Origin of the sequence: Arthrobacter sp. HMSC06H05, assembly GCF_001807395.1 — a bacterium.
In the GTDB taxonomy this organism is placed as follows: domain Bacteria; phylum Actinomycetota; class Actinomycetes; order Actinomycetales; family Micrococcaceae; genus Pseudoglutamicibacter; species Pseudoglutamicibacter albus.
In genome coordinates this window covers 328,884-352,678 of record NZ_KV788977.1, presented here as the reverse complement: position 1 = coordinate 352,678, position 23,795 = coordinate 328,884, and the positions used below count along the sequence as shown (strand labels likewise).

Below are 23,795 nucleotides of genomic sequence, written 5' to 3'. Positions count from 1 at the left end.
TACGCGATCAATATATGTAAGGTACGCCGCTGATTTGCTTACACATGGTGGCTCCCCTATAGTGGAAAGCACGCCGCGGGGTGGAGCAGTTCGGTAGCTCGCCGGGCTCATAACCCGGAGGTCAGAGGTTCAAATCCTCTCCCCGCAACGAGAAAGAAGGCCCTGGACCTAGTACTTAGGTCCAGGGCCTTCAGCTTTCCTGTCAGGTATTCCTGCGGCTTAGCCTATTTGCCAATGTCGTTGAGCAGGTTTCGTACCGAGTTGTTGAACGGTGTTGACAAAACGTAGCGTGGCCCAGAAATACTTGCCCGTGAGGTCACCCCGAAAACGTATCCAAGGTCTTTGGAGGTACGCTTGCTAAGCCATGGCCCGCCGCTAGCGCCACCGCTCATCGCGCACGAGGACATTCTCATATCGTTGAGAAGCCGGTGGCGTTTGAAGGTGTTTCCATCGCAGTAGTGGGCGCGTTCCCCGTAGAACGGCTTCTCACCTGGCCAGCCCCAGATGCGGACCCCGTTCCGCCGGTGGCCCAAGTTGTAGGAGATGCCGTTTCCGCCGACGGCCTGCACTAGGGTTTTACCCCTCAGTTTGTGGACGGTGAAGAAAGCCTGGTCACGTGACGGGTCAGAGTGTTGCCTCCAGCCTTTGAAAGTGGTGGCTCGTTTCCAGTTCCACAAGCCACGCGGTGCCTTGCCGTTCCTGTAGGCCGGAGCGAACGCGATATTGGAGTGCCATCCCTTTCCTTTACCGCCGTGTACGCAGTGCCCTGCTGTAGAGACAACACTCTTGTTGGCAGTGTTAATAACTGATCCTGAGCAGGCGTAGTCTTTTCCCTTATATGTGAAAAATACTTTGCCTGCGGTAGAAGGCACTGGCGCTGAAGAAGCTCGCGCGGAATTCATCTCTGTCGAGCTAGAGTTGCTAGGCGATACCGGGTGGGAATAGTGCTCCTCTTTATTGTTTCCGGAAGCCTGCAGGTCGTCGCTAGCTGGCGCCCTCAACGGCACACTGCTTTGAGGGGCTAGGGCTGCGTTAGCGGAGGAAAAACGGTCAGCTGGAATCGCAGACCGCATCTTTTCTTCAGTCCAGTACCCGGCCGGGTCAGTCGTGGTAGCCGATGACTGAGTGTTGGCAGACGACTGAGTGCGGAGGGAGGACTCAGCGTTGGCGTTGCGGTGATCCGGTGCTGTGATGGATACAGCTTGGTCGTTCTCGTTATCTAGCTGCCGTGGTGCCGCTTGAGCGGTGGCTGTTAGCGACGTTGAGAAAACGGCGGTACATAACGCGTAAATGCCTACCCGTACAAAGGGTTTTCTGTTAAACATGTTTTCCTATCCTGTGTACTGCATTCGGACAGTCTCAGAATAGCTATGAATTGTCTGTTAGAAAACTTTGAATATACTTTGGGCGTGGCTTGAGGGTGATGATTTGAGATGATAAACCTCTGCCCGGGGCGGTGCCCCGGGCAGAAGCGGCTATGAGACCTCTCTATCAGTCCTCCGTTAGGAAACGTTCGGCGAACCTAGGCCCCGGGTTCACGAAGACCGTGCCCGGTTCAGGAGCTCAGCTCAGGCTCACTGTTGGTGTTCGCGACTGCCGTGGAGAATTCGAGCCACCGGTGCAGGGTTTCTTGCCAGTCCTGCTGCGGGAGGCGTTGCATCTCGTCAGCCAAGTTGTCCATCGATACTGAGCCGCCAGTCTCGAATTCGAGGATGTGGCCTTCTTCGGTAGTAAGTGGTGTAGCGGTGATACCGCGCGTTCCGAGCTGCTGGATCAGGAACCCGGCGGCTGTGTTGAGGATGTACTCCCTACTGATTTCTGGCTGTTCACTCATACTGTGTTCTCTCGCTTGTCTTGTGGTGTGTCTTGTGAGGGGCGCTGTGTCGTTTCGTTGGTGCCTTGTTCTATTCTGCTGGTGGGCGGTTCAACATGTAAAGCACCATTTTCGCTTTGGTTAGCGCTTTAACGGCGTGCGGTAGGCGTGTGGTGAAATGCACCATGCCGCCCGGGTGCAGGGTTACCGTTTGGTTGTTTGCAGTGATTTCTAGTTCACCTTCGAGGGCCTGCACAATCACAGGCATCGCGGCTGTGTGTTCGGATAGTTCTTCTCCTTCATCGAACGCGAACAACACCACGTTCACTCCTTCGGAGCGCATGAGCTTCGCCGAGGCGGTTGAGTTCGGAGAATACTCAATGTGCTGTGCAAGGTTGTCGATGTACCCAAGTGCAGCGGTCTGTGAAGGTGTGGATTCACTCATGGTTGGGTTCCTCTCGTGTGATGCTGACGGGCTTTCCTAGACGGGCAGGGTGAGCCGTTAGCCGATCCATCCGTGGCGGCGAGCGATCTCAGCTGCTTCGTGCTTGGATCTGGCGCCTAGCTTGATTTGAATGTTGGACAGATAGTTGCGCACGGTCCCGTCTGCGAGGTTGGCACGCACGGCGATGTCGTGGACGGGTAATCCGAGCGCGGCGAGTTCCAGAACGTCTGATTCGCGGGCAGTTAACGGTGAATCGCCTGCGGCGATCGTGTCCGCGGCAAGGGTAGGGTCGATCGCGCGCTTACCTGCGTGGATGTCGGTAATAGCGCCGACCAGATCGTCAGCCTGCGCGTTCTTCGGTAGGAATCCACGCACGCCTGCTTCGAGTGCTTTCTTGAGGTAACCGGGGCGGGCATGTGAAGTGAGGATCATCGTCGCGCCAGCAGCCCCACGAGCTATGAGCTCTTTGGCGGTCTCGATGCCGTTGATCCCACCCAGCTGGAGGTCGAGGATCGCCACATCGACCCCGTCCATGGCCTCGATGGCTTCCTCCCCGGAGGAATACTCGGCTACAACAGTGAGCTCCTCATTGAGGGAAAGTAGCGAGGCCAAAGCCGAGCGGACGAGGTCTTCGTCATCAACGAGCGCAATACGCAACATGGTCTCCTCGCCTCTGTCTCCGCCTCATCGTGGTTCGCATTAAGCATCGGTCAGTGCCCTGGCCTACTTGCCTAGGCCTACTTACCCGGGCTTACTTGAGTGGCCATGCCTCTTTCTGACGCATATGCCTATTTCCACTGTGCCGAGAGAATGAACGTATCGTCCACTGTTTTAGCTGAGAGCGTGGTGGGGGATAGGCGGCGTTGCAAGGCAGCAAGCCCAGTCCAGCCCTGCCCAGTCCAGGCCTGCCCCGGCCTCCCTCGACGCGACTTGTTGTGCGGCATCCCGTTATTGGTGATCCTCATGCCGGCCCCGTCCACCTCGACGGTGACCTTAGTGGCGTTGGAATGTTTGAGGATGTTGGTGGTGGCTTCGCGGATGATGTACGCGGCCTCGGTCTCCTTGGATGCAGGGGGTTTCCCGTTCACGGTGACTTTGGCGCCGCTTGCTTTAAGCAAGGAGACAGCGCCGGGTAGTTCGCTAGGCCATTCGGGTTTCTGGTAGGTGGAAACCATCGCCCTCATGTCGGTCATAGATCTGTTGGTCAGGTCCACGATGGCATCCAGCGGAGCTGAGGGGTCGGAGCCTCGTTGAACCAACTGCTTGGCCGTTTGGGCTTGCAACGAGATCGCTGCGAGGCGCTGGCCCATGACGTCGTGCAGATCGGCGGCGAACCGGAGGCGTTCCTCGGCCAGCCGCATCGTGGTTTGGGCCCGGGCTGATTCCTCCATGGTGCGCAGGATGTCTAGGTACCAGACGGAGGATTTGAAAGTGACCCACAGGGCTAACGCGTAGATGATGTAGCTGAAGTACAACGGGTTGGGGACATCGGTGATGACGGTGTAGGCGATCGCGGTGCCTACGGGGACGATTCCCGCCCACAGTGGGCCGATTGAGGTGATGAGCGACGCCGCGGTGAGGAATGAGGCTAACAGTCCGGCAGGGATCGCTTCGGGAGTGTTCGTCCATGTGAAGGCGATCGGCGCGAGCGCTATGGGTGCCAGAAGGGCAACGGCCTGGCTCCATGAGGAGCGCAGGTCGATGCCCTTCATGATCCAGGCGCAGTAGATGATGCCCGTAATCGTGGTTTGGATGCCGATGGCTGCATAGGCCGGGGCTTTCGTGACTGCTTCGGGGTGTTGCGGATAAACAAACACCCACCAGGACAAGACGGTGAGGATGGGTGCCGAGATGACGAGAGTCCACTGGAATGACCGGTAGGCGCGCCGGCTCCGGCTAACCTCGAAGGACTCAACTGGTCGAAATCGCCACATTTGCCCTCTCCTGATTTACCCTCTCCTGGACCAACGGAACTTTGTGGCCACGATCATAGCGGTTAATACTATCCAACCGACAAGGATAGCCATCGGTTTGCCGGCATCTGCGAGGTCGCCGCCGAACCAAGCGATAGACATGACGTCGGCCATCGCGGTGGTCGGGATGAACTCGGTGACCGTGGTCAGGGTGTCATTCAAGATGTTGCGCATCGGGATGAGGCCGGGCCCGAGGGTGAGCAGCATAATGACGGGCATGGAGGTGATCTGTGCGGACTCTGCGGTGCGGGTGAAAATCGTTGTTGCTAGCCCCGCTAGCAGGAACAGCACCACGGTTGCGATGACGCACGCGGCAAGCAGAGGGATGTTGGTGGGGATGGGTAGATCGAGCACCGCGATAGAGACGGCGAACATGCCCACTGACATGATGAGGCCGAGGAAGAAACCTGGGCTGACAAGGGAAGCGAGGATGGTGCCGTCCCCGACTTCACCGGCCCTCAACCGGGTCAGCACTTGTTCTTCGCGTCGGTTCACGGCCGCTGAAAGCGTGTTGTAGTAGGACACGAATGTGAGCCCGATGGCGAGGATTAGGGCGACGAACATCCCGAGGAATTCGCCCATGCCCTCACGTTTAGCCATTTGCGTGAACATGAGAGGCACGGCGAGCGGCAGCGCGATCGCGTACATGACTTGCATGGTGTTGCGTCGTAACAGGGTGAACTCTGCCTTAGTGAGGCTGGTCCATTGGGAGAACGCGGATACGGTACGGGTTTCGGTCGTAGTCATCGTGGTCTCCTTATCTGTTAGGCGCCCCGTGGGGCGGTTGGGTTGGTCTGTGTAGCAGCTGAATCAGCTTGTGCGGCTGAGTAGCTCGCTGGGTCGTCGGCAATGCTGAGGAATACGGATTCCAGCGAGGCGTGACGTACGTCGATGTCGGTGAGGGTGACGTCGTTGTGGCGGGCCCACACGAGCAGCTCGGTCAGATCGTGTTGCAGGTTCATGGTGCGGATTTCGGTGACGCCATCGTGGGTGGACATGTCTTCGAACCGGGGCAGGTCAGGGCGGGCGCCTACCTGGATGGTTGAATGGTGGCCGGCAACCACGTCCGAGAGTGTGCCGGAGGTTGCGATGCGTCCGCGGTGCATGATCGCGAGCCGATCGCATAGCTGCTCTGCTTCTTCCAGGTAGTGGGTCGTGATGACGATGGTGGTGCCGTTCTCGTTGACCTTACGTAGCAGGTTCCAGGCGAGCCGGCGGGACTCCGGGTCGAGGCCGGTGGTTGGTTCGTCGAGGAAGAGTAGGTGCGGCTGGCCGACGAGCGCGCAGGCGAGGTCGAGGCGGCGCCGTTCGCCGCCGGAGAGCGCGGAGACCCGAACGGTGGCGCGGTCGGTCATATCCACCATCTCGAGCACATCGTCCACGGGGAGGGGAGTGGACAGTGTCCCAGCCCACATCGTCAGTGTCTCTTTGGTGGTGAGGTCCGGCGGGAACCCGCCTTCTTGAAGCATCACGGCCTGGTAGGGGCGGATCTTCTTGCGGTCCTTGATGGGGTTCTTACCGTAGACCCGCACGTGGCCTTTGCTGGGTTTAGCGAGCCCTTCGAGTATTTCGAGGGTCGAGGTTTTCCCGGCACCGTTGGTGCCTAGGAGCCCGAAGATCTCCCCGGGGACAACATCGAGGTCAATGCCGTCCACGGCGGTGAAGTCTCCGTAGCGTCGGACGAGGTTTCTTACTTCGATGATTGAACTCATGCCTTCACTCTATGGAGGCTTGCTAGCCCGCCGGTAGGGCGTGATCACACGAGAAAACATGAGGATGTGTGGGGTAGGGGATGACAAATGTCATCGGTGACGGTGTGGTTGTTCGATGCGATCAAGCTCTAGGCAGGATGTCCACGACGCGTCCGATGGCTCGCTACCGGGTGCCTCATCTGCCTGTTGTGTATGTGAAGGCTGACTAGAGGCCGGCAGAGAGTGCAGGCCATGGTTGGGGACGTGAATTACGCCGCTGAGAAGCGTGAGCGGATGCAACGGGTACAGAGGGCTAAGAACTACGCTGATTCTCTGCGCAATTCGGAACGGCCAGACACGATCATCGTGTGTGACTTTGACCGTTTCCGTATTCACGATCTGGACTCCGATGATCCGGAGCATAACTACGAAGAGTTCCGTTTGGAGGAGCTGCCGGAGCAGTTGTATCTGCTCGATTTTCTGGTGGATCCAGAACTGGAGCGTCGCCGGCGTGAAGAGAAGGTGTCGATTGATGCTGGCGAGCTGATCGGTAAGGTCTATGACCTTTTGCGGGCCCAGTACATTGATCCGGATTCGGAAGATTCCAAGCATTCGCTCAACGTGTTGTGTGTTCGTTTGGTTTTCTTGCTTTTCGCTGAAGACGCCGGGCTTTTCGCGAAGGATGCTTTCTATAACTACCTCAAACCGGTTCCTGCGGACCGTGTTCGTCCGGCGCTGAAAGAGCTTTTTGTTTACCTGAGGACCAGGCCGGAGGAGCGTGCCCCTTACGCTTCTGATGCGTTGAAGGCTTTCCCGTACGTGAATGTTGGGCTGTTTGAGGCGGATGTTGAGGTTCCGCAGTTCACTCAGCAGATCGTCGATGTGCTGTTGGAGGAAGTCAGCGACGGCACGGACTGGTCGCAGATCAGCCCGACTGTTTTCGGCGGTGTTTTCGAGTCCACGCTGAACCCGGAGACTCGCCGTTCCGGTGGGATGCATTACACGTCGCCGCAGAACATCCATAAGTTGATCGGCCCGTTGTTTTTGGATGAGCTCAAGGCCGAGCTGGACGGGATTCTCACGGCACAGGGTGTGGGGGACCGTAAGCGACGTAACGATCTAAACCGGTTCCACGACAAGATCGCGTCTTTGTCGTTTTTTTGAAACTTTCATTCCACGACGGATACAAATGCGCTCACCGGTCCAATCGCGGCCTTCAACGAGATCATCGGATGCACCATCGACGACCCAAAGGTCTCTCAGATAGCAAGTGATGTCGGCGCGCCTTACACAGTCTGGGAAGACGAAGAACTCCCCGACATCCACTGGATTTTCGAGGGCGAGGGCCTGGAATTTTGCTTCGATGATGAGATCCTGACAGCCATCTTCTTCCAATTCATCGCGGAAGATGTCTGGAATGTGGGCTCCTGGTCGGGGTCGCTCATTGACGGATTTGTGGCACCAGATATCACCCCAGAACAAGCCGATGCCACCTTCGGGGAACCTGAAGCTATCGGTTGCGGGAGTCCTACGTGGCGGCGCTACGAGATCGGCGACCACTTCATCCACTTCGATTTTGGTGAAGAGGGCCTACACAAGATCACCCTCCTCCTGGAAACCCCCGAAGTCCAGAAAAACTAAGCACGCGCCGTACCTGTTTCGGCTAGTCGGCCTGAGCGGCCTCCGCAGGAAGCCCCGCCAGCCAGGGGAATGTGTATCTGCTCATTCAAACCGATGGCAGCCAAACCGATGGCAGCGATGCCGAGCGTGAGGCGCAACTGGTGCTCGAAGTGGTCGAGCGGGCCGGTGGGCGGGCCGTGCTCACCACCGACCCCGAGGCAGCCGCGTTTGGGAGGCGGCAAGTGAAATGTTTCAGGCGGCTCTTGCACTCGGCGGCACGCTCTCGGGCGAGCACGGCATCGGCCTGCTCAAACGCCGCTGGCTCGGCGACGAGCTGGGCGATCGGCAATATGAGTTGCAGCGGCAGATCAAGCGCGTCTTTGATCCGAGAAACATTCTCAATAGGGGCAAGGTATTTGCTGAATAGTGACTATTGAGTGCATTTGTGAATTGTTGATGGTGCCGACTCGTTAATTTCTCATCGAACCTGAAGATAGCGAGGTAGCTGCGGGAGTACACTGAGCTTGGGCGTTATCGTCGCCGATCGGCGCGTGATCCGTGCCGACTCATCTTCCAATTAGGAGGTCGTAATGAAGGCCGCACGCTACTACGGAAATCACGACATTCGCATCGAAGACATTCCCGAGCCGAAGGTCACCCCTGGCACAGTCGGTATTGACGTTGCCTGGTGCGGTATCTGCGGCACCGACCTGCACGAATACCTCGACGGCCCCATTTTCTGCCCGCCCGCGGGGCACCCACACCCCATCTCGGGTGAAGAGTCGCCCATCACGCTCGGGCACGAAATGTCGGGCGTTGTCTACGAGGTGGGCGAGGGCGTTGAAGGACTCGAAGTTGGTGACCACGTTGTCGTGGAACCCTACATCATCGCTGACGGCGTCGACACTGGCCCCGACAGCAACGACTACCACCTGTCAAAAGACATGAACTTCATTGGCCTGGCCGGTCGCGGCGGTGGCCTGTCAGAAAAAATCGCGGTCGAGCGCCGTTGGGTGCACAAGATTTCGAAGGATATTCCCCTCGACCAGGCCGCGCTCATCGAGCCGTTCTCGGTAGCCGTGCACGCGGTTGAGCGCTCGGGTGCCAAAGCCGGCGACGTCGCTATCGTCGGCGGTGCCGGGCCGATCGGTGTGCTCTGCGGTGCTGCGCTCAAGGCCATCGGAGCCACCGTCGTGGTGTCTGAGCTGAGCGAACTGCGCCGCCAAAAGGCACTCGACTCGGGTGCCGCCGACTACGCCTTCGACCCGCGCGAGGTCGACGTGGTCGAGAAGGTGCGCGAACTCACCGACGGTAAGGGCGCGAATGTCGCCATCGAGGCCACCAGCGTGCAGGTCGTGCTTGACACTCTGATGGATGCACTGCGTCCCACCGGTGTGCTGCTGATCGTCTCGATCTGGGGCCACAAGGCCGACTTCGACATGCACAAGCTGGTCATGAAGGAGATCGACATGCGCGGTTCGATCGCGTACGTCAACACGCATCCCAAGACCATCAAGATGGTTGAGGAAGGCAAGGTCGACCTGAAGCCATTTATCACCGGCAAGATCGGCCTCGACGACCTCATCGACAAGGGCTTCGACACCCTCATCAACCGCAACGAAACCGCGGTAAAAATTTTGGTGTCGCCCTCGGGTGAGGGTCTCGAATAGTCCCAACGAAGTGCGTGCATCCTGATGCGCACGCTGAACGCCCCGCAGTTTTGCTGCTGCGGGGCGTTCGCTTTGGGTCCGGGTGGGCTGCTGGGGCTGTTTTGTGACACTAGGCTTGGAGCATGTCTGAACTGTCTTCGCGGGCATCCGCAGAAATTTAACTCGTAAACGAACACGGCACCAATAACTACGGCCCGCTGCCGGTGGTGCTCGCTGAAGGCAAGGGGCCTGGGTCACCGATGTAGACGGTAAGCGCCACCTCGACGCCGTCATGGCATACTCGGCCGCAAACTTCGGCCACTCGAACGACAAGTTCATCGATATCGCCTGCGCCCAGATGCGCAAGCTCGACGTCACGTCGCGAGCGTTCTACGCCACCGGCTTTGGCGAGTTCGCCGAGGCGATCACGAAGCTGTCAGGCCTCGACCGCGTGCTAATGATGAACACCGGCGCCGAAGCCAACGAAACCGCGATCAAAGCCGCCCGCAAGTGGGGCTACAAGGTGAAAGGCGTGGCCGCCGACCAGGCCAAAATCATTGTGATGCACGGCAACTTCCACGGCCGTACCACGACCATCATGTCGTTCAGCGATGACGAAAACGTGCGGGATGGATTCGGTCCGTTCACACCGGGATTCGTGAGCGGAAACCTATATTCAGCTGCGGAAGATGGAGAACAAGATTCTTTCCGAGCTGCATAACGATCAAACGTTGCTCGGGTTATCTGAACAGCATTCGCCGTTGAAGGTTTCCCTGAAGCAGTTTCACGGGATTGAAATTAATGATTTCGCAGTGAACGTGGCTAAGACTGCGATGTGGATCGCTGAGCTGCAGGCTAATGCTGGGGCCGAGACGGTGGTTTATAGCCAGATCGAGGATCTACCGCTTCAAGACTCGGCGCATGTGGTGCACGGGAACGCGTTGCAGATCGACTGGGCTGAGGTGCTCGACCCGTCAGAGTGTAGCTACATCATCGGCAACCCGCCGTTTGTTGGTGCGCGCTATCAGTCCAAAGAGCAGAAAGCTGATGTGCTCCGTGTATTCGGGGGAGCCCGCAACGCGGGAAACGTTGACTTCGTGGCGGCCTGGTTTATGCTTGCTGCCCGCTACATGGGAGATCATCCTGTGCGTGCGGCGTTCGTATCGACGAATTCGATCTGCCAAGGCGAGCAGGTAGCGAATGTGTGGTCGCCGATCTATGACCTGGGTGTACGTATCGACTTCGCCCACGACACGTTCCGTTGGACGACCGAATCCTCCGGTGCTGCGGCGGTGTTCGTCGTCATCGTGGGTTTCTCCAAACGCGGTGGCGCAACGCGTCTCTACCACTATTCGACGGTCGATGCGGAGCCCGTGCTGGAACATACGGACCAGCTGAACGCCTACCTCAAAGATGCCCCGGATGTCTTTGTATGGAGTCGTAACAAACCGCTCTCGGACGTACCGGTGGCGGGTATTGGTTCGCAACCGATCGATAGCGGAAACTATCTCTTCACCGCAGGCGAGAAGAAAGCGTTCCTGGCAGCAGAGCCGAAAGCCGAGCGTTTCTTCCACCGATGGTTCGGTTCCCAAGAGTTCATTAAAGGTATCGAACGTTGGGTCATGTGGCTAGGTGAAGCCACACCAGAGGAACTCACTGCTATGCCGCGCGCTATGGAACGAGTTCAAGCGGTCCGGGAATATCGTTTGGCATCTTCGCGCGAAGCGTCCTGGGTTTAGTTCCGCTTCTTTTACGGCCCTGTGTTGATGGGCTGGGTGAGATAGTACTCGGTTTCGACTTCCTGTGGGGTGGCGTAGTCCAAAGCTTCGTGAAGCCGCTTAGTGTTCCACCAATGCACCCACCGCAAGGTGGCCAGTTCGACTTCTCCGACCGATGTCCACGGGCCTTGGGCATGAATCAGTTCCGCCTTGTAGAGACCGTTGACTGTTTCGGCAAGTGCATTGTCATAAGAATCGCCGACTGTTCCCACACTCGGACGGATTCCGGATTCCGGATTCCGCTAGCGCGGTGGAATACTTCAGTGACACGTACTGGCTGCCCCGATCGCTATGGTGAATTAACCGGTTTCCATGGATTCGCCCTGCAGTCGTTAACGCATGCTCCAAAGCCTGCATGGGCAGCGCATCGGTACGCATCGTCGAGCGTGTAGCAACACCAACAATCTTTCGGCTGTAGGCATCCACGACAAACGCGGTGTAGGCGAATCCCGACAGGGCGCGAACGTAAGTAATGTCGGCAACCCACAACCTGCCTGGCGCTTGTGCACGAAAGTTTCGCTGCACTAGGTCCGGGCGATGATCCGGTGTCTTCGGGCTAATCGTTGTCACGGGCGTTCGCCCACTCCTGCGGCCGGAAACACCTGCTAGCTTCGTTAATCGGGCGGTCTTATCGCGGCCGGTATGAAAGCCTTCACGGTTCATCGCGTGCCACATTTTGCGGATACCGTAAACCGAGAAATTCTCCGCATGCACACGTTGTATCTCTGGGATGAGAAGGCTGTCGCTTAAGGCCCTTGCACTGGGAACACGTGTGGTGGCTTTGCGGTAGCCACGTGAAGTAATGAATCCACGATCTGCTTGTTTGAGGACTCGGCAGATGGCCTCGACCCCAAACTGATCCTTGTATGCGTCGATGTAGGAGATCATTTGGTCGTGGGTCGGTCGAGTTCCGCTGCGAAAAAAGCCGAAGCAGTCTTAACAATCCCGTTTGCTCGTTTCAGCTCGCGGTTTTCGCGGCGCAGACGCTTGAGCTCTTCTTCCATCGTTTCGCCGCCAGACGCGCCAGAGTCATCGCGTACTGAAGCGCTGTCACGGTACCAAGCCCGCAACGTATGGTGAGACACTCCAAGCAGCTCACCAACCTCCGTGTAGGCGCGTTGCAGTGAGCAGGACTCCAGGCGGACCATTTCGATGATCTGATGGACCGCCTTCTCCTTGAACTCGACGGAATACTTTCTAGGCATAGTTCAATCCTTCCTTAGCTGAGGTAGGAACTAAACCCAGGACGCTTCAACTCGTTACCATTTCGGGGTCATCCAATCACGTACTCATAATGCCTGGATGCGAGTGGTAGCGGGACGGTTGAAGTCCGATTACCGCTATTCAATCGGTATGGTCTACAACAACTTCGTGTGGCCGGAAGTGACTGAGCAACAGCGCGCTGAGATTGCTCGGCTCGGGCAGGGAGTGCTCGATGCCCGCGCACAGTACTCCGGCGCCACCATCGCACAACTGTATGACCCTAAGAGCGATTTCCTGTACCCCGACCTCAAAGCGGCGCATGAAGCTCTCGACGCTGCCGTGGAACGCGCCTACGGGCTCGAACCGGGCTGCCCCGAGAGTGAGATCGTGGCCCTCTTGTTCAAGCTTTACGAGCAGGCTTCCAATCAAGCATGATTCTGTGTGTAGCCCGAAGGCAACTGGAGGTAGCAAGGTGACTACACCCGACATCGAAGTTGATTACGATTCCGTGGATTTAATCCTGGACGTCATCGGCCGTTGCTTGCGTGTGGACCGGAAACTCAACCAGCGTTCAACCGTGCACTGATCGTGCGGCCATTTTGAACTAGCACCCGACCACGCTTATCTGTACCCCGGACTCAAAGCGGTAGGGCGTGCACGCATGAGAAAAATGAGAATCTGTGGGATAGGGGATGACAAATGTCATCGGTGCCGGTGTGGTGAACGCAGGTTACTGTTCTTGATGTGAAGCGCGGTTGCGGACTTTTCGGATGAGTTCTACGTTTGCTTCGAAGTCACTATGACTACGGCCAGGGTAGTGGGGCATGCCCCCGTTACGCAGATCGGTGAGGGATTTCCAGACGGTAGCTTCCAGACGTTGTGTGAGTAGGAAGCGCCAGTTGTCGAGTGACAGACTTGCGACGATCTGATCAGGGGTTGCTTCCAGCCCTGCTTGCTTCAGTCGGTTCTTGGCTTTCCGGACGTTATTCCGGAAGCCACGGATCTGGTATTTCGGGGAGTCCCACCAACATCTGATGCCAGCAGCAGCGCGTAGCCTCACGTCAATGAAATTTCGCAGGAGCACCTCGATATGGCTGATGTCTTCCAAGAAGGCTTTCGAGATCCTGGTGTTCCACACGTACCAGGTGTCGACCGGTTCGATCCGGTAGCGGCTGAGCCTGGCAGGCGAGAACCACTCCTGCAACGTCTCACGACTCACAGCGGGAGCGTGATAAGATGGAAGGCGATAGGCCTCGGGAAGGTCAATGCCGCGAAACATCGGTATACCCCCGAGGTCATTTTTTCTCGGAATGTTCGTCGTAAGACATGGGGGTGTCGTGGGCTGGTGCCACAGCACCTCCTATCGAGTTTAGCTATCCATATTCGGCGTTATTTCTAAAGCGGCAGAGGAACTAGTTTCAGCCGGCTATGAACTTTCATCAAGCATACTGAAAATCTAAGGCAGGATGAGTTCTTGAAGTGTCCCGAGTTTTGTTCCTAGGCTTGTGCCTTAGTTTCCATTGACGATTTCAGCTGCCAAGTCTTTCGGCATCCGTTCAAAATGCGTCTATCGCGTCGAGCTGCCTGTGTCCACAGCCTGGCGGTGTGCCATGAAACACCCAGTTTCGGCGCCACAATCTTGCACGCATTTTGCATAGAAAGGTTCTCTGTCAAGAAGCGATCCTCAACAAGGCGGACCACGCGATCCTAGGCATCTTGATCAAATTTCTTTGGCATATTCCAGACTTTCCCATCTACTCAAACCGAACAAGACCTGGGACACTTCAGGTTCATGTGTGACCCCGCAATGTTCGCGTCTGGCTGCTCGCCTACAGGTGTTCAGCGTTTTCCTCGCGTGGTTTTCAGCTCCGAAAATCGTGGGGCGTCTTCGCCTTGGGAACGCTCCCAACATGCGGCAAACCACTCCGGCGCTGGTAGCGGCGCGAGGGGAACTCCCAGCCCAGGTTCGTACTTGCTACCGGCAGCGTTGAGGCGCATCGCAAAGGGCTCTACTTTCCAGCTCTCCAACGGTAGATGCGGTGGAACGGCTTCAACCCAACTACCTTGGAGGAAGAAACTGCGTCTGGAACGTGACCGTTTCGCTTCAACAACGACATCCAGCGCGAGCAATTCCTTGCCCGCCGCGGTGATTTCCGCCTTTTGCCAGCTATTCCAGCGGCGCACATTCGCATCCGTCGGATCCGGCCACGCCAAAAGTTGCAGATAGTAGCGTGCAGCGTCCTCACTCACACCCAGCGTGGTGCTGGCTTTAGCCACGAGCTGCGGGACCACAGCGAGTGGATCATGCGGATCGCCGCCATCGTATTTTCCACGCAGCCACTGTGCATAGGTGGAAAGCCTGCCGGAAAGCGTCAGGTTGAGAGCTGTCAGTGTCCCCATATCTCCATAGTTTTCAGTACACCAGCGGCGTGCTAAGTGAAGGTCTGGGTCTTCCGGATCATCGATGCCCGTGAGGTCTACGCGCAGACGGTCACGGAGCGTACAGTCGGTCGCTTCGACTCGGAACCGGCTGGACTGCAGAGCGTCATCGATGGTGAATCCCATGGTCCGCTGCAAGTCGGCATCATCAAAAATGCTGCCAGCGTTGACATCGTCCAGGCCGCTAGGGGAGTGGATCAACTCCTCAACGTAGCCAGCAAGGGCGGCGCGCCGGGCATCGGATAGGTCCAGCTCGTGGGCCAGCCAGAGCACTGCTGCGACTTCGGTTGTCCAGTCTTCTTCACTATGTTCACCTGCCAGGACAGACTCCACCGTCTTGCTCGGTAGGTGTTTTGGTATGCGATCAAGACACTCAGGGGGCGCTGCACCCAGGGCAGTTCTTGTTCCAGGCCAACGAGCAGCCATGGCGTGAACATCAAGACCTTGATCCAACAGTTCCGCGGGATCCTCGGGGACACCGGCGGCGAGCACACTCAGGAAGTCCCCCTGGAACTCGTTGAGCCTCGCCCGAGCTTCTGTAACCTCATTCACCTTCAGACCCATTGTTGTGCGCAGCTCTTTGGGCACGAAATTGACAAAGTCCGCGTTGAAATTGGGGAAGCCCACCATCACCAAATGTGCGTTAGCCACGGGCATTCCAGTAGCTTCGGCGAACGCGATTCCTGGCTCAGGTGACCACGGTGCAGGCCCGTTTTCTGTGACACGCTCGAGTAAAGCATCAAAGATCGGCTCCAGATCCGTACGGCCAGGCGAAAACTCACGCCGGTTCACCTCAGGGCAGGTGTTCCCATCGATCACGACGGGCCCGTCGCTGGCTTTGCGCAGAAGCTGCAGGGGCCTTCTAGAGTAGTCGCTGATGAGTACGGATGAGGGATAGCTGAAGGTGTAGTCCACCGCCACGTCTTCGGGCGGTTCAATCTCGTCCACGACCAGGTCAGTAGCATCCACTACACCGGCTGTACGCATCACGAGCCACAGTTCCTTCAAGCCTTGAATCTCCTCGGCAGTGCGGTCTGGGAGCGCTGCTAGAGCAAGAAGACCGTCCGTGGCGCCGAGCAGCTCAGACCAGACGTGGGTGCCGCTAGCGCCAAAATCAAGCGATTCATTGGCGCTTGTCTCGGTGGTGTTCGTTTTGGACAGTGGGTATTGGTGAAGGCCCAGCTTAGCTGTATCGTCCCAAATTTCTTTGACCTTGATCCGGAACCAGTAGCGGCTCAGAAGCGAGGTAAGCGGTGCGTGATGTTGCTCAAACGTGGGTGCGTCCGGCAGGGTGTCAAGTGGACCCGCAACGTCTGGTTGTGGCCAGGACTCCAGCACGTTACGAGCATGCTGGATAACCGCCGAGCACAAGGCTGGGGAGTTCACGCCAAGCTTGTTGGAGACTTCTGCATACAGCCTTCTCCGCTGCTTAGAATCTCCAGCTGCAGCTATGTTCGCTGCGATGTACTCAAGAGCTGGACGCACGTGGTCTGCGGTGATCGTGCGCAACCGCGAACTGAGCTGAGGGTCCCGTGGCCGGGTATGGTGCCACCACAGAGCGGTGTTGAAATCTACTCCGTAATAACGCGTGGTTGCTCCGTCCTCAGGGTGGAGGAGCGAGTAGCCCCAATCTGTGCGAAGCAGAATGCGCGGTTGCCCATCAGGCAAGCGGACGACACCCGATGCTCGCTGTGCATCTTCGCCTGTAATCGGGTACTCAGTGCCATCCGTGTCAACGATGAGCGCGAAATCCGGGGAATTAGGGCTGTAGAACACTGCGTGCCGGTGATACCCCTGCGCAGTGGAGAAAGGGGAATCGGTGGTCGCCTCGGTGACAGGTCGCAACTGTGAATGGAACGGTTGAAAAATAAGGTCGGGGTGGCGTTTACATTGCTCTTGAATCCATTCCGGCATGGATTGAGGGCCTTCGGCACCGGTTTCCGGATCGATTTCAACGAGTGTCCGATCGTGCTGGAGAATCCAGATGCGGTCTTCTTCTACGAAGAACTGCGCGTTTCGGTTATTCCAGGTGTGGTGATCAGGGCGAATAACTGTCTTTGAGTCGATAAGACGACCGCCCGGAACGGGCACAGACCCGCCGGGAAGATGTCCAGAGCCTGAATGCTGCTTAACCGGGAGGCTCGCGCCGGAAGCAGGCCAGTTGATGTGTTCTTCGCCGGTTTCTCGGTCCAAGGTCAACAGTGCAAACTGTCCATCAACCTCGGTGGCCCCGATGATGGGTTCATCAGTCCAGTGAGGGATATCCCGAGTGGTGCGGCCAGACACGTATGTCGCCTGGTTGTTGTTATAGACCACCACGCCCGGCCAACAGTCCTGAGCGCGGTTTGTATTGGAAAAATCGTGTGACTCTACAGAGCCGTAGGCTTTCTCAAACTCATGCCACCCCAACTCCTCGAGCAGTCCCCGGCGCAGTGTTTCCGCCAGTACCTCGGCAGGATCCTTGTGGTAGGTCCGTACACGGTCCAGTAAGTTCTGCACTTGTTCATCGTCAACTGCTTCGAAGCCACGGACATACCGGGTTGCACCAACCAGCCGATCTACGGTTGGTGCGCTGGCTTCAAGAAGCTCGACCTTCGCGGTGAGGAGTTCAATCACCAGCGGACGGAGGTAAGGGTCCGCGGCAACAGCAGACATGACGTCGGGGTCCGTGAGATTCTTGTCGATGCCGTTGATGATGTACTGCCGGTACTGTTCATCAGCAATCAGGTGTGGAAGCGGAGCCCGGTTTTCACTGTATGCCCAGTTCGCCACATTGATGAATGGCTTGAGGGGCCCACTATGCACGGTCAACCTCACGCCGTGGGCCGCAAGTTGCTCACATGCTTCAGGGGGTATTTGACTGAGCGTTCCCCGCTCCACCCCCATGGAGGTGCATCCAGCTTGTGGAAGAAGTTCCGCAAGCAATGGCGCCAGTTTCGCATTCGCTTGTGTGCGGCCGCTTTTGTGCTGTGAAGCGAACGTCAAAATGAGGGGAACGAACTCGGGGTGGGTGCCCTGCTTGACTAATTCGAGTGAGCCAGTTGCCTGAAGCAGGTCAATCCAGGCATCAGGTTCTGCATTTCTCGGTTGCAGTGTTAACAGATGCTCGCGTAGTTCCGCATCGTGCTGTGCTGCCCTGCGTATAGCGGGATAGTAGTTCTTCCAAAAACTGGGGGCAGCGTACTCGACCGAACTGGTGCGTAGCAGCTCGCGGATAAGGCGGGCTTCTTCCTCAGCAGGGTCCAGTCCGGCGGCCTTTGCCAGCTTGGCTACATCTTTCTTCAAGCTGGCGTGGGGAGACAAGCCGCTGTGGGCACATTCGATGCATAGGGTTCGGAATCTCTCCAAGGCTTCAGCCGGCTCAAGCCTCCGGGACAAACTGCTCGCCTCAGCGGTGAGTTCTTTATGGTTGATTGCCCCGGCGTAAGCGAATTCTAGGAAGACGTCACGGTGCCGTGTTTCGTCGATAGGCACTGCATAGCGGCGCTCAATCTCGCGTGCACGAGTGAACATGTGCGCAGCATATGGGATATTTCCTGCGCGGAGGTAGGCGCGTGCTGCCTCTTCTAGGAATGTTGGCAGGAAGTGTGGCGCGCTCTCCTCCAACGTGGTGGCCAGTGCGAGAAGATTTGCTTTGGTGGTCCCTGGTTTCGACTTGGCGAGGCGGGTTGCTCGTTTCAGGTCCGCAACAAGGTTCAGTGCGTGCCGAGCATTCTTCGGGTCGGTGAGGACAGGCCATGCTGGGAACCCGGTTCCACGGCGCTGAATGTGGCCTACGCGAGTGCTGCCCTTGAATTCGATGCCAGACACCGCAAGAGCGAGGGTCTCTGCTTCCAACAGTGGTTCCGGAATGAGTTTGACGATGTTGCGGCCAGGCAGCATAGCATGGGCGAAAGTTGCCGCGCGGAGCGGGAACGATGCATCGTTAGGCTGCAGCGTGATGCCGCCGTGTTCGGTGATAGTGCGGTCATCAGTCATTTTCTTTCACCGTCCCACCATCGTGAATGCGTGTGGCCATGCGGACACCTTCGCTGTATGCCACGGGTCCAAGCTCCCTCACCGGAATGGTCTTGCCATTAACCAGCCAGGAGAGCTCACCCGTCCACGACTCTTCTGTGCGGTTGTTCGCGGCCCCAATCCGATACTGGGCCAGCACCAGGCGCCCGTCCTCGTGGATGTGGGTCACCGCGAAGTCACCTTGAATGCTGTAGCCAGCTGCGTGGGCGCGGGCGACGGCAAAGAGGCCCTGATCGAACCGCGCGCCTGCCCACGTGTCTAACGCAGTCACAGACTCATCCGGAAGCGGGCCCGGCAGTTCATATGCCGCGCGATGCAACTGATCGAAGCGCTGCTGGATGCCTAGACCCGCAGCTAGCTTTTGAAGACTAGCCAGATCCTCAATCAACGTGGGGTGGGGGATGAGGATCGCCTCGGACACGAGAGTGCGCGTCTGCCCGTCTCGGTTGAGGATGCGCAAACTGATCTGATCATTAGCGGCGTTGACGTCCTGCAAGAACCCTGCCGTCCCCGCATTAGACGTTCCGCCTTCGTCAACAGGCTGAATGAACAGGCCGCGTAGCCAGGACTGCCATGTCTCATCCGGCCAGACCGCTGCAAGAACGGTGGAGGGAACCGGCGACGAGCGCACTAGCCACTTCTGCACTGTCGCCCCGCACTCAGCATCGTGGTCCTGCAACCAGGTGCGCAGGTCCTGGAGATCAAGAAAGATCTCAGTTTTCTTCACTGCGGCCGGCACAGATTTCAAAACCTTACCTTTGGAATTGCGGGCCAGAATCACGCCATCTGCAATGGTCAGCGCGTATCCGTTGGGTGTATCAATCCAGGTGAGATCTGGCGGTACGGTCATGCGTCACAATGTACCTGACTCACAGCCTTGAGGGGCGGGTGGACTGCTCTAGCGTAGCGTGCTTATCCAGCTGTTACGTCTAGCAGGGGGAAGTGAGCTGGGATAAAGTTCAGGCATGCCTATTACTGCATTCGCGACGGTCAAAGACGAGGTCCAAGGACCGTATTCGCAACAGCGTAGTTTCGATACCCCGGAGATGGAACAGCAGCGGCGTGGCTTCACCGGATACGTGTGGGAGCGCGGCGGTCAGGAGATGACACCGAGCATGTTCGGGCTCATCCGTCACATCGCGGATACGAGGCGCCAGTATGTGTTCGAGCGTGAGGACCTGCGCGGCTTGGAGGACTGGGCGGAGCGAACTAATGCGGTGTTCTTGATGCCTGACGGCGCGGTAGTGAACGTCCATGGCGAGGACATCATCGCAGGAGGCTCCGTGCCGTATCATCCTGCGGCTTGGGAACGGGCACAGCGTGTGCGGGCAGGAATCACACGGGATACCGGTGTGGAGTTGCCTGAGCATTATCCTCCGGTGCGTAGCGAGTTTGAGGTTGTGGTGCGCGGAGAGCGCGAGATTGCTCAACGGTTCATTTCGCTCATTGCGGCTACTGAGCTGGCGGGCCACTTCTTTACTGAGGATGGGGCGCCGTTGGAAGCGATTCGTGGCGTGCTACCTGGGGCGTTTGAGACGCTGACACCAATGGAAGCGCGGTTTGTTGAGTTGCTCGAATCCGGAGCGACGGCCCAAACCGAGACGCCTGCCGGTGCGGAGGCACGGAACTTGGCGGCGCAGCTGGAGTGGCAGGTCGAAGCGGCGCAGATGCTCGCGCATGTGGTAGGCCTCTGGGAGCTTCCGGAGGGTGAACTTCAGGTTAGCCCGGGGCCGCTAGTTACATGGGTTGCAGACAACGGTGAGGCCGCTGTCTATGAGAATGTGACCTCGCTGGCCGCGTTGACCGAAATGTGCGAGAAGTACGAGTTTGTTCGTTCGATGCGGTGGATCGCCGACGATGAACGGGCACATCCTGAACGGCAGGCTACTATCGACGTCCCGACCGCCGGCACATTGCTCGAATGGCACCGTGCGCTGTCTTGGCTGTTCAACCCGGAAACAGACTGGGACGAAGTAGACCTATCGACCTAACGGTCGAAACAGGCCGAGCGGAGCTGGCTTTTATTCCTGGACGAGCAAAAAGCAGGTTTGGTGCATGCATCACATAGAAATTTATGTGAGTGATATAGCCAGGAGTCGAGAGTTCTACTCCTGGCTATTAGAGGCACTGGGATTTTTCCTATACCAAGAATGGGAAGAAGGCTTCTCCTACAAAAAAGACAGAACGTATCTCGTTTTCGTTCAAGCCCAAAATAAATATGTGGCGAACGGATACAACCGATGCAATATAGGCCTGAACCATCTGGCTTTTTCTTGCACTGACCCTGAAGAAATTGATCTTCTGAGAGAAAAACTTTTAACCAAAGGGGTCACTTTGTTGTATGATGACAGGTACCCCCATGCAGGTGGAGGTGAAAGCTATGCAGTCTTTTTTGAGGATCCCGATCGAATCAAATTAGAGGTAGCTCTGGCCGATTAAAGCGGGGAAGCAAGATTCACCCTGAGCTAGATGGTCCCCAGCAACCGACCGCGCACCGTTGGAGCGCCTGCGCAAGTACTAGAGGATCGCCTGCGCTGGGCATCCTCAACGCCGGGTTAACGCTGGTAGGGGAGATCATCGCTGTTCGGTACCGGATCAGGGTGCTCGATCACGTACTGCACTGACGCGGCCTCGATCGCCTTGATCGCATTCTTGTCAAGGAGCCCCCGCCTCAATGACGCGATGGCCGTCGCGCGCGTTCCTACGATGTTCAACCAGGTATCGCACATAGCGCGGTAGTCGTCGTCCCAGTTCCCGCCGCCGTTATTGAACAGCTCGCCGCCTATCCTGCCCGCGATGCGCACCACTTCACCCTGCACGGTCTCCGCGGGCCCGCCCATAGGAACTAGGTAATCCCACAGCCACGAGAACTGTTTCCGCACCGGAAGGTCAGGGACTTCGATGCGGCTGGTTCCATCGTGCGCTTCGATCAGTTGCACCGGCGGAACCCCGGAGAGCCGGTACAGTTCCGCCATAGCGGCGTCGACGGCTCGGGTCCCGTCGGTGCTCTCCTTCCTCAACCGTGCGGTCTGGGCATGTTCCTTACCGATCTGCCTGACGAAGCCGCGGCCGTCGTCGGTCAGGTGCGCGCCGGAGTCGAGCAGGAAGGACAAAGTCTCCACGATGTAAGGTAGCTTGTAGCCTCCGTAGGAGTGAGCCACGGCCTTGTCAGCTGCGGTGCGATCGTGCGGCCATTCGAGGGCGTGGATGTCGGCGCCGTGCTCGAGGAGCAGACGTACGGCTTCGACGCGGTACGAGTTCGCCGCGATCATGAGCGGTAGGTGCCTGCTTTCAGGATTGGGGTTGGCGCCAAGCTCCAGCAACAGCTGCATACGTGGGATGTTCCATTTGCTCGCCGCAGCAGCCAGGGGCGTGTAGCCGAAGTGGTCCTGAATATCGATGTCAAGACCCTGCTCGAGCAGCCAGCGCACCAACTCTGGCGGGGATTCAACCAACGCGAGCGCTGTGCGCTTGTAATACCCGGTTGTCGCCTCCAGCAGGCACGTATTGTAGACGGCCTTCATCGCATCGAGGTCGCCGCTTTCGAGGATCTCAGTGAAGTTCTCCGGCAGGGTTTTACGCTTGCGAGCCATACGTTGATGCTAGCAAGCAGAAGGCTGGGTAAGGGGCGGGGCGGAGAGAGTTTGGTTCCTGCGGCGAAACAGCGCGTTCGCCCGCTTGTTGATCCGTTATTAGGGCGCGACATCCTTGGCGCGGCGGTGGCCTATGACGCTGCCCCAGATCAGGATGACGACTTGCAGCGTCAAGGCGACGGTGGGAATGGCGTAGGGGATCGCCGCTTTGTGCGCTACACCCCAGGCCTCATCCGATGCCAAGGTCGCTTTGGTCCGGATGCCGATTAATTGATTGCGCTCTAAACTGCCCTCGTTCGCCGCCTTGGCCATCCAGACCGCTAACAAAGAGATCAGCGACGCATCAATGAGAAAGAAGACGAAAAGAATCAATGGTCCAGCGACTACGAAGGGGAACCTGTGTCACACCTGCCCGGTCGACTTGAATGGCCATTTCGATGATCGAATCGAGCGGGCGCTGGATCTGCTCAGTGAGCGCGGGATAAGGCTTCGCAGTGGTGGCCATGTGGTTATCCACCAGCGTGTATTGCGATCAACGGCACCGAATGCCTCGTTACTTGAGGCCATCCATCAGCGTCTCAATCCTCACCAGGCTTGTTCTGTCGATTCCTCCAATATATTCTTCAACCCAGGTAAAGAACTCTCGCGCAGCCCCCAATACCGCCTTGATGAAAGAATCAGGCTCCACCGGATACCTCTGTCCGCGTAGCTCAAAAACAGCTATCGTTCCCCTCTTCACGAGGGAGAAGGTAGCTGTTTCCTCGCTAAACTCCCCTTGCCCCCTACCAGTGGATACATAGCTCTCAAGAGCATTAAGTAGTTCCTGCCAAAAAATAGCGACGTTCGTCCACGCATCCATCGGCATGATCTGAACCCCGTTAAGCATGAAAGAAGCCCAGCCTTCACCAGGGAAACACTTATCGTTTTGCCAATGCCACCAACGAGCCGCCTCGCCTGGATTAGCGGAAATAGATACCAGATGCTCGTCATGTTGCTGAGCGAAAAACTCAGGAAACATAACCCCTGTCCCTTTGAGGACAAAAGTTTCTATCTCGACTTTCGTCTCATTCATCCAGTCGTTCATACGCTCCCAATCTATCGTGGATAAAATGGCGAGCCGGCAATCGACTCAGCTAAAATCCGCACACACGAATAGACCGCCGCCGTATGCATCGCGGAGCGTTCAGTCCCCAACCTACCCGAGCTGGTGTGCTCGAACAATAAACTATAAGAAGAACCAAGCACGTGGTCATCACTTTTGCGGGCGGTGGTGCCACGTAACCAATTGATTAAACCCGTGGTGGCCTTCTTTCAATAATAGTTATGGGTGCCTCCACAATGGAGACACCCATAACTTTAGCGGGAATAGCAGGCTCTCACCTGCTGTTATACGGTGGTGCAGCCTGTATCTTATTTCATGGTGAAAACAACGAACTGATCATGATTTCCTGTTTTGATCACGTGGTTGAACATTGGTTTTACTTTTCCAGGTTGCCAGATGTCCAATAAGAGCCCCCGCACACAAAACGGCTCCGATCTTTCCGGTATCAACCCAAAAACTAAGAATTAGCAAT

Annotated in this window: 23 protein-coding genes, 1 tRNA gene and 3 pseudogenes; 11 read left to right on the top strand and 16 right to left on the bottom strand. The window is 57.4% G+C overall.

The window, feature by feature from the left end; translation table 11 throughout:
• Window positions 1–74 precede the first annotated feature (74 nt).
• A tRNA-Met gene (locus tag HMPREF3160_RS04070) sits at window positions 75–148 on the top strand.
• A 76-nt stretch (window positions 149–224) separates the two neighbouring features.
• On the opposite strand, the gene HMPREF3160_RS04065 is transcribed toward HMPREF3160_RS04070, so the two are convergent.
• The 7 genes from HMPREF3160_RS04065 to HMPREF3160_RS04035 form a co-directional block, all read right to left on the bottom strand.
• On the bottom strand, window positions 225–677 hold the full coding sequence (locus HMPREF3160_RS04065) for a trypsin-like serine peptidase (protein WP_141739818.1): 453 nt from the start codon (window positions 675–677) through the stop codon (window positions 225–227).
• Window positions 678–1,555: 878 nt separating this feature from the next.
• The gene (locus tag HMPREF3160_RS04060) at window positions 1,556–1,834 is read right to left on the bottom strand and encodes a hypothetical protein (protein WP_070507175.1); all 279 of its coding nucleotides are present in this window, start codon (window positions 1,832–1,834) and stop codon (window positions 1,556–1,558) included.
• 70 nt (window positions 1,835–1,904) lie between these two features.
• Entirely contained in the window at window positions 1,905–2,258 is a 354-nt protein-coding gene (locus HMPREF3160_RS04055) for a cupin domain-containing protein (RefSeq protein WP_070507173.1), read from the bottom strand.
• A 57-nt stretch (window positions 2,259–2,315) separates the two neighbouring features.
• Entirely contained in the window at window positions 2,316–2,918 is a 603-nt protein-coding gene (locus tag HMPREF3160_RS04050; RefSeq protein ID WP_070507171.1) for a response regulator transcription factor, read from the bottom strand.
• A gap of 128 nt (window positions 2,919–3,046) precedes the next feature.
• The gene (locus HMPREF3160_RS04045; protein ID WP_070507170.1) at window positions 3,047–4,192 is read right to left on the bottom strand and encodes a sensor histidine kinase; all 1,146 of its coding nucleotides are present in this window, start codon (window positions 4,190–4,192) and stop codon (window positions 3,047–3,049) included.
• A 15-nt stretch (window positions 4,193–4,207) separates the two neighbouring features.
• The gene (locus HMPREF3160_RS04040) at window positions 4,208–4,978 is read right to left on the bottom strand and encodes an ABC transporter permease (RefSeq protein WP_070507168.1); all 771 of its coding nucleotides are present in this window, start codon (window positions 4,976–4,978) and stop codon (window positions 4,208–4,210) included.
• A gap of 17 nt (window positions 4,979–4,995) precedes the next feature.
• A complete protein-coding gene (locus HMPREF3160_RS04035; protein WP_070507167.1) occupies window positions 4,996–5,943 on the bottom strand; it encodes an ABC transporter ATP-binding protein in 948 nt (315 codons plus the stop codon).
• 231 nt (window positions 5,944–6,174) lie between these two features.
• On the opposite strand from HMPREF3160_RS04035, the gene HMPREF3160_RS04030 reads away from it, so the two are divergent.
• Window positions 6,175–7,086, top strand: coding sequence for a type IIL restriction-modification enzyme MmeI (locus tag HMPREF3160_RS04030; protein WP_070507165.1), 912 nt, complete (start codon window positions 6,175–6,177; stop codon window positions 7,084–7,086).
• A 291-nt stretch (window positions 7,087–7,377) separates the two neighbouring features.
• The gene (locus tag HMPREF3160_RS04025; RefSeq protein ID WP_141739817.1) at window positions 7,378–7,563 is read left to right on the top strand and encodes a hypothetical protein; all 186 of its coding nucleotides are present in this window, start codon (window positions 7,378–7,380) and stop codon (window positions 7,561–7,563) included.
• On the opposite strand, the gene HMPREF3160_RS04020 is transcribed toward HMPREF3160_RS04025, so the two are convergent.
• Window positions 7,560–7,784: a hypothetical protein gene (locus tag HMPREF3160_RS04020; protein ID WP_070507163.1), complete on the bottom strand. Its 225-nt coding sequence runs from the start codon at window positions 7,782–7,784 to the stop codon at window positions 7,560–7,562. The two genes, HMPREF3160_RS04025 and HMPREF3160_RS04020, sit on opposite strands and share 4 nt — an antisense overlap.
• Here HMPREF3160_RS04020 and HMPREF3160_RS04015 point away from each other — a divergent pair.
• From HMPREF3160_RS04015 to HMPREF3160_RS04000, 4 genes and pseudogenes are all read left to right on the top strand, one after another.
• A pseudogene (locus HMPREF3160_RS04015) lies at window positions 7,769–7,969 on the top strand (FAD-binding oxidoreductase); the annotation flags it as partial. The gene HMPREF3160_RS04020 and the pseudogene HMPREF3160_RS04015 sit on opposite strands and share 16 nt — an antisense overlap.
• 163 nt (window positions 7,970–8,132) lie before the next feature.
• Entirely contained in the window at window positions 8,133–9,212 is a 1,080-nt protein-coding gene (locus HMPREF3160_RS04010; protein ID WP_070491423.1) for a 2,3-butanediol dehydrogenase, read from the top strand.
• A 271-nt stretch (window positions 9,213–9,483) separates the two neighbouring features.
• Window positions 9,484–9,912 carry an aminotransferase class III-fold pyridoxal phosphate-dependent enzyme gene (locus HMPREF3160_RS04005; protein WP_070491421.1) on the top strand — a complete coding sequence of 143 codons (429 nt, stop codon included), beginning with the start codon at window positions 9,484–9,486 and terminating at the stop codon, window positions 9,910–9,912.
• Window positions 9,881–10,930 (top strand): class I SAM-dependent DNA methyltransferase, encoded by a 1,050-nt coding sequence (locus tag HMPREF3160_RS04000; protein ID WP_176744698.1) that lies wholly within the window; start codon window positions 9,881–9,883, stop codon window positions 10,928–10,930. The genes HMPREF3160_RS04005 and HMPREF3160_RS04000 overlap by 32 nt, the downstream gene beginning before the upstream one ends.
• 11 nt (window positions 10,931–10,941) lie before the next feature.
• Here the strand turns inward: HMPREF3160_RS04000 and HMPREF3160_RS09820 are convergent.
• Window positions 10,942–12,174: pseudogene (locus tag HMPREF3160_RS09820) on the bottom strand (IS3 family transposase).
• A 61-nt stretch (window positions 12,175–12,235) separates the two neighbouring features.
• Between HMPREF3160_RS09820 and HMPREF3160_RS10295 the strand changes: the two are divergent.
• Window positions 12,236–12,340 (top strand): annotated as a pseudogene (locus HMPREF3160_RS10295) (type IIL restriction-modification enzyme MmeI); the annotation flags it as partial.
• Window positions 12,323–12,607: a type IIL restriction-modification enzyme MmeI gene (locus HMPREF3160_RS03985; RefSeq protein WP_310248749.1), complete on the top strand. Its 285-nt coding sequence runs from the start codon at window positions 12,323–12,325 to the stop codon at window positions 12,605–12,607. The pseudogene HMPREF3160_RS10295 and the gene HMPREF3160_RS03985, both read left to right, overlap by 18 nt.
• A 295-nt stretch (window positions 12,608–12,902) precedes the next feature.
• Here the strand turns inward: HMPREF3160_RS03985 and HMPREF3160_RS03980 are convergent, their stop codons facing one another.
• The 3 genes from HMPREF3160_RS03980 to HMPREF3160_RS03970 all read right to left on the bottom strand — a co-directional run bounded on the left by HMPREF3160_RS03980 (window position 12,903) and on the right by HMPREF3160_RS03970 (window position 19,478).
• Entirely contained in the window at window positions 12,903–13,391 is a 489-nt protein-coding gene (locus tag HMPREF3160_RS03980; RefSeq protein ID WP_218078957.1) for a hypothetical protein, read from the bottom strand.
• Between the two features lie 620 nt (window positions 13,392–14,011).
• Window positions 14,012–18,589, bottom strand: a complete 4,578-nt coding sequence (locus HMPREF3160_RS03975) for a hypothetical protein (RefSeq protein WP_070507156.1) — start codon at window positions 18,587–18,589, stop codon at window positions 14,012–14,014.
• A complete protein-coding gene (locus HMPREF3160_RS03970; protein WP_035754413.1) occupies window positions 18,582–19,478 on the bottom strand; it encodes a DUF4132 domain-containing protein in 897 nt (298 codons plus the stop codon). Before HMPREF3160_RS03970 ends, HMPREF3160_RS03975 begins: the two co-directional genes overlap by 8 nt.
• Window positions 19,479–19,593: 115 nt before the next feature.
• Here HMPREF3160_RS03970 and HMPREF3160_RS03965 point away from each other — a divergent pair, with 115 nt between their 5' ends.
• Together HMPREF3160_RS03965 and HMPREF3160_RS03960 are read left to right on the top strand one after the other, a co-directional pair.
• Window positions 19,594–20,619, top strand: coding sequence for a DUF4272 domain-containing protein (locus HMPREF3160_RS03965; RefSeq protein WP_035754415.1), 1,026 nt, complete (start codon window positions 19,594–19,596; stop codon window positions 20,617–20,619).
• 64 nt (window positions 20,620–20,683) lie between these two features.
• Complete coding sequence (locus HMPREF3160_RS03960; protein WP_070507154.1) at window positions 20,684–21,067, top strand: VOC family protein; 384 nt, start codon at window positions 20,684–20,686, stop codon at window positions 21,065–21,067.
• A gap of 116 nt (window positions 21,068–21,183) precedes the next feature.
• Here the strand turns inward: HMPREF3160_RS03960 and HMPREF3160_RS03955 are convergent, their stop codons facing one another.
• The 4 genes from HMPREF3160_RS03955 to HMPREF3160_RS03945 all read right to left on the bottom strand — a co-directional run bounded on the left by HMPREF3160_RS03955 (window position 21,184) and on the right by HMPREF3160_RS03945 (window position 23,305).
• Entirely contained in the window at window positions 21,184–22,221 is a 1,038-nt protein-coding gene (locus HMPREF3160_RS03955; protein WP_070507152.1) for an ankyrin repeat domain-containing protein, read from the bottom strand.
• 99 nt (window positions 22,222–22,320) lie between these two features.
• The gene (locus tag HMPREF3160_RS03950) at window positions 22,321–22,593 is read right to left on the bottom strand and encodes an SdpI family protein (RefSeq protein WP_070507151.1); all 273 of its coding nucleotides are present in this window, start codon (window positions 22,591–22,593) and stop codon (window positions 22,321–22,323) included.
• Window positions 22,565–22,726, bottom strand: a complete 162-nt coding sequence (locus HMPREF3160_RS09980; RefSeq protein WP_176744696.1) for a hypothetical protein — start codon at window positions 22,724–22,726, stop codon at window positions 22,565–22,567. Before HMPREF3160_RS09980 ends, HMPREF3160_RS03950 begins: the two co-directional genes overlap by 29 nt.
• 48 nt (window positions 22,727–22,774) lie before the next feature.
• The gene (locus tag HMPREF3160_RS03945; RefSeq protein WP_218078955.1) at window positions 22,775–23,305 is read right to left on the bottom strand and encodes a hypothetical protein; all 531 of its coding nucleotides are present in this window, start codon (window positions 23,303–23,305) and stop codon (window positions 22,775–22,777) included.
• Window positions 23,306–23,795 lie beyond the last annotated feature (490 nt).

Excerpts from the sequence above, each read along its gene's own strand:
- HMPREF3160_RS04055 (WP_070507173.1), bottom strand. The coding sequence starts at position 2,258 with ATGAGTGAATCCACACCTTCACAGACCGCTGCACTTGGGTACATCGAC.
- HMPREF3160_RS09980 (WP_176744696.1), bottom strand. The coding sequence starts at position 22,726 with ATGGCCACCACTGCGAAGCCTTATCCCGCGCTCACTGAGCAGATCCAG.
- HMPREF3160_RS04030 (WP_070507165.1), top strand. The coding sequence starts at position 6,175 with ATGGTTGGGGACGTGAATTACGCCGCTGAGAAGCGTGAGCGGATGCAA.
- HMPREF3160_RS04000 (WP_176744698.1), top strand. The coding sequence starts at position 9,881 with ATGGAGAACAAGATTCTTTCCGAGCTGCATAACGATCAAACGTTGCTC.
- HMPREF3160_RS04050 (WP_070507171.1), bottom strand. The coding sequence starts at position 2,918 with ATGTTGCGTATTGCGCTCGTTGATGACGAAGACCTCGTCCGCTCGGCT.
- HMPREF3160_RS04060 (WP_070507175.1), bottom strand. The coding sequence starts at position 1,834 with ATGAGTGAACAGCCAGAAATCAGTAGGGAGTACATCCTCAACACAGCC.
- HMPREF3160_RS03965 (WP_035754415.1), top strand. The coding sequence starts at position 19,594 with ATGCCTATTACTGCATTCGCGACGGTCAAAGACGAGGTCCAAGGACCG.
- HMPREF3160_RS03985 (WP_310248749.1), top strand. The coding sequence starts at position 12,323 with ATGGTCTACAACAACTTCGTGTGGCCGGAAGTGACTGAGCAACAGCGC.
- HMPREF3160_RS04045 (WP_070507170.1), bottom strand. The coding sequence starts at position 4,192 with ATGTGGCGATTTCGACCAGTTGAGTCCTTCGAGGTTAGCCGGAGCCGG.
- HMPREF3160_RS03945 (WP_218078955.1), bottom strand. The coding sequence starts at position 23,305 with ATGAACGACTGGATGAATGAGACGAAAGTCGAGATAGAAACTTTTGTC.
- HMPREF3160_RS04005 (WP_070491421.1), top strand. The coding sequence starts at position 9,484 with ATGGCATACTCGGCCGCAAACTTCGGCCACTCGAACGACAAGTTCATC.
- HMPREF3160_RS04040 (WP_070507168.1), bottom strand. The coding sequence starts at position 4,978 with ATGACTACGACCGAAACCCGTACCGTATCCGCGTTCTCCCAATGGACC.
- HMPREF3160_RS03955 (WP_070507152.1), bottom strand. The coding sequence starts at position 22,221 with ATGGCTCGCAAGCGTAAAACCCTGCCGGAGAACTTCACTGAGATCCTC.
- HMPREF3160_RS03975 (WP_070507156.1), bottom strand. The coding sequence starts at position 18,589 with ATGACTGATGACCGCACTATCACCGAACACGGCGGCATCACGCTGCAG.
- HMPREF3160_RS04010 (WP_070491423.1), top strand. The coding sequence starts at position 8,133 with ATGAAGGCCGCACGCTACTACGGAAATCACGACATTCGCATCGAAGAC.
- HMPREF3160_RS03960 (WP_070507154.1), top strand. The coding sequence starts at position 20,684 with ATGCATCACATAGAAATTTATGTGAGTGATATAGCCAGGAGTCGAGAG.
- HMPREF3160_RS04035 (WP_070507167.1), bottom strand. The coding sequence starts at position 5,943 with ATGAGTTCAATCATCGAAGTAAGAAACCTCGTCCGACGCTACGGAGAC.
- HMPREF3160_RS03970 (WP_035754413.1), bottom strand. The coding sequence starts at position 19,478 with ATGACCGTACCGCCAGATCTCACCTGGATTGATACACCCAACGGATAC.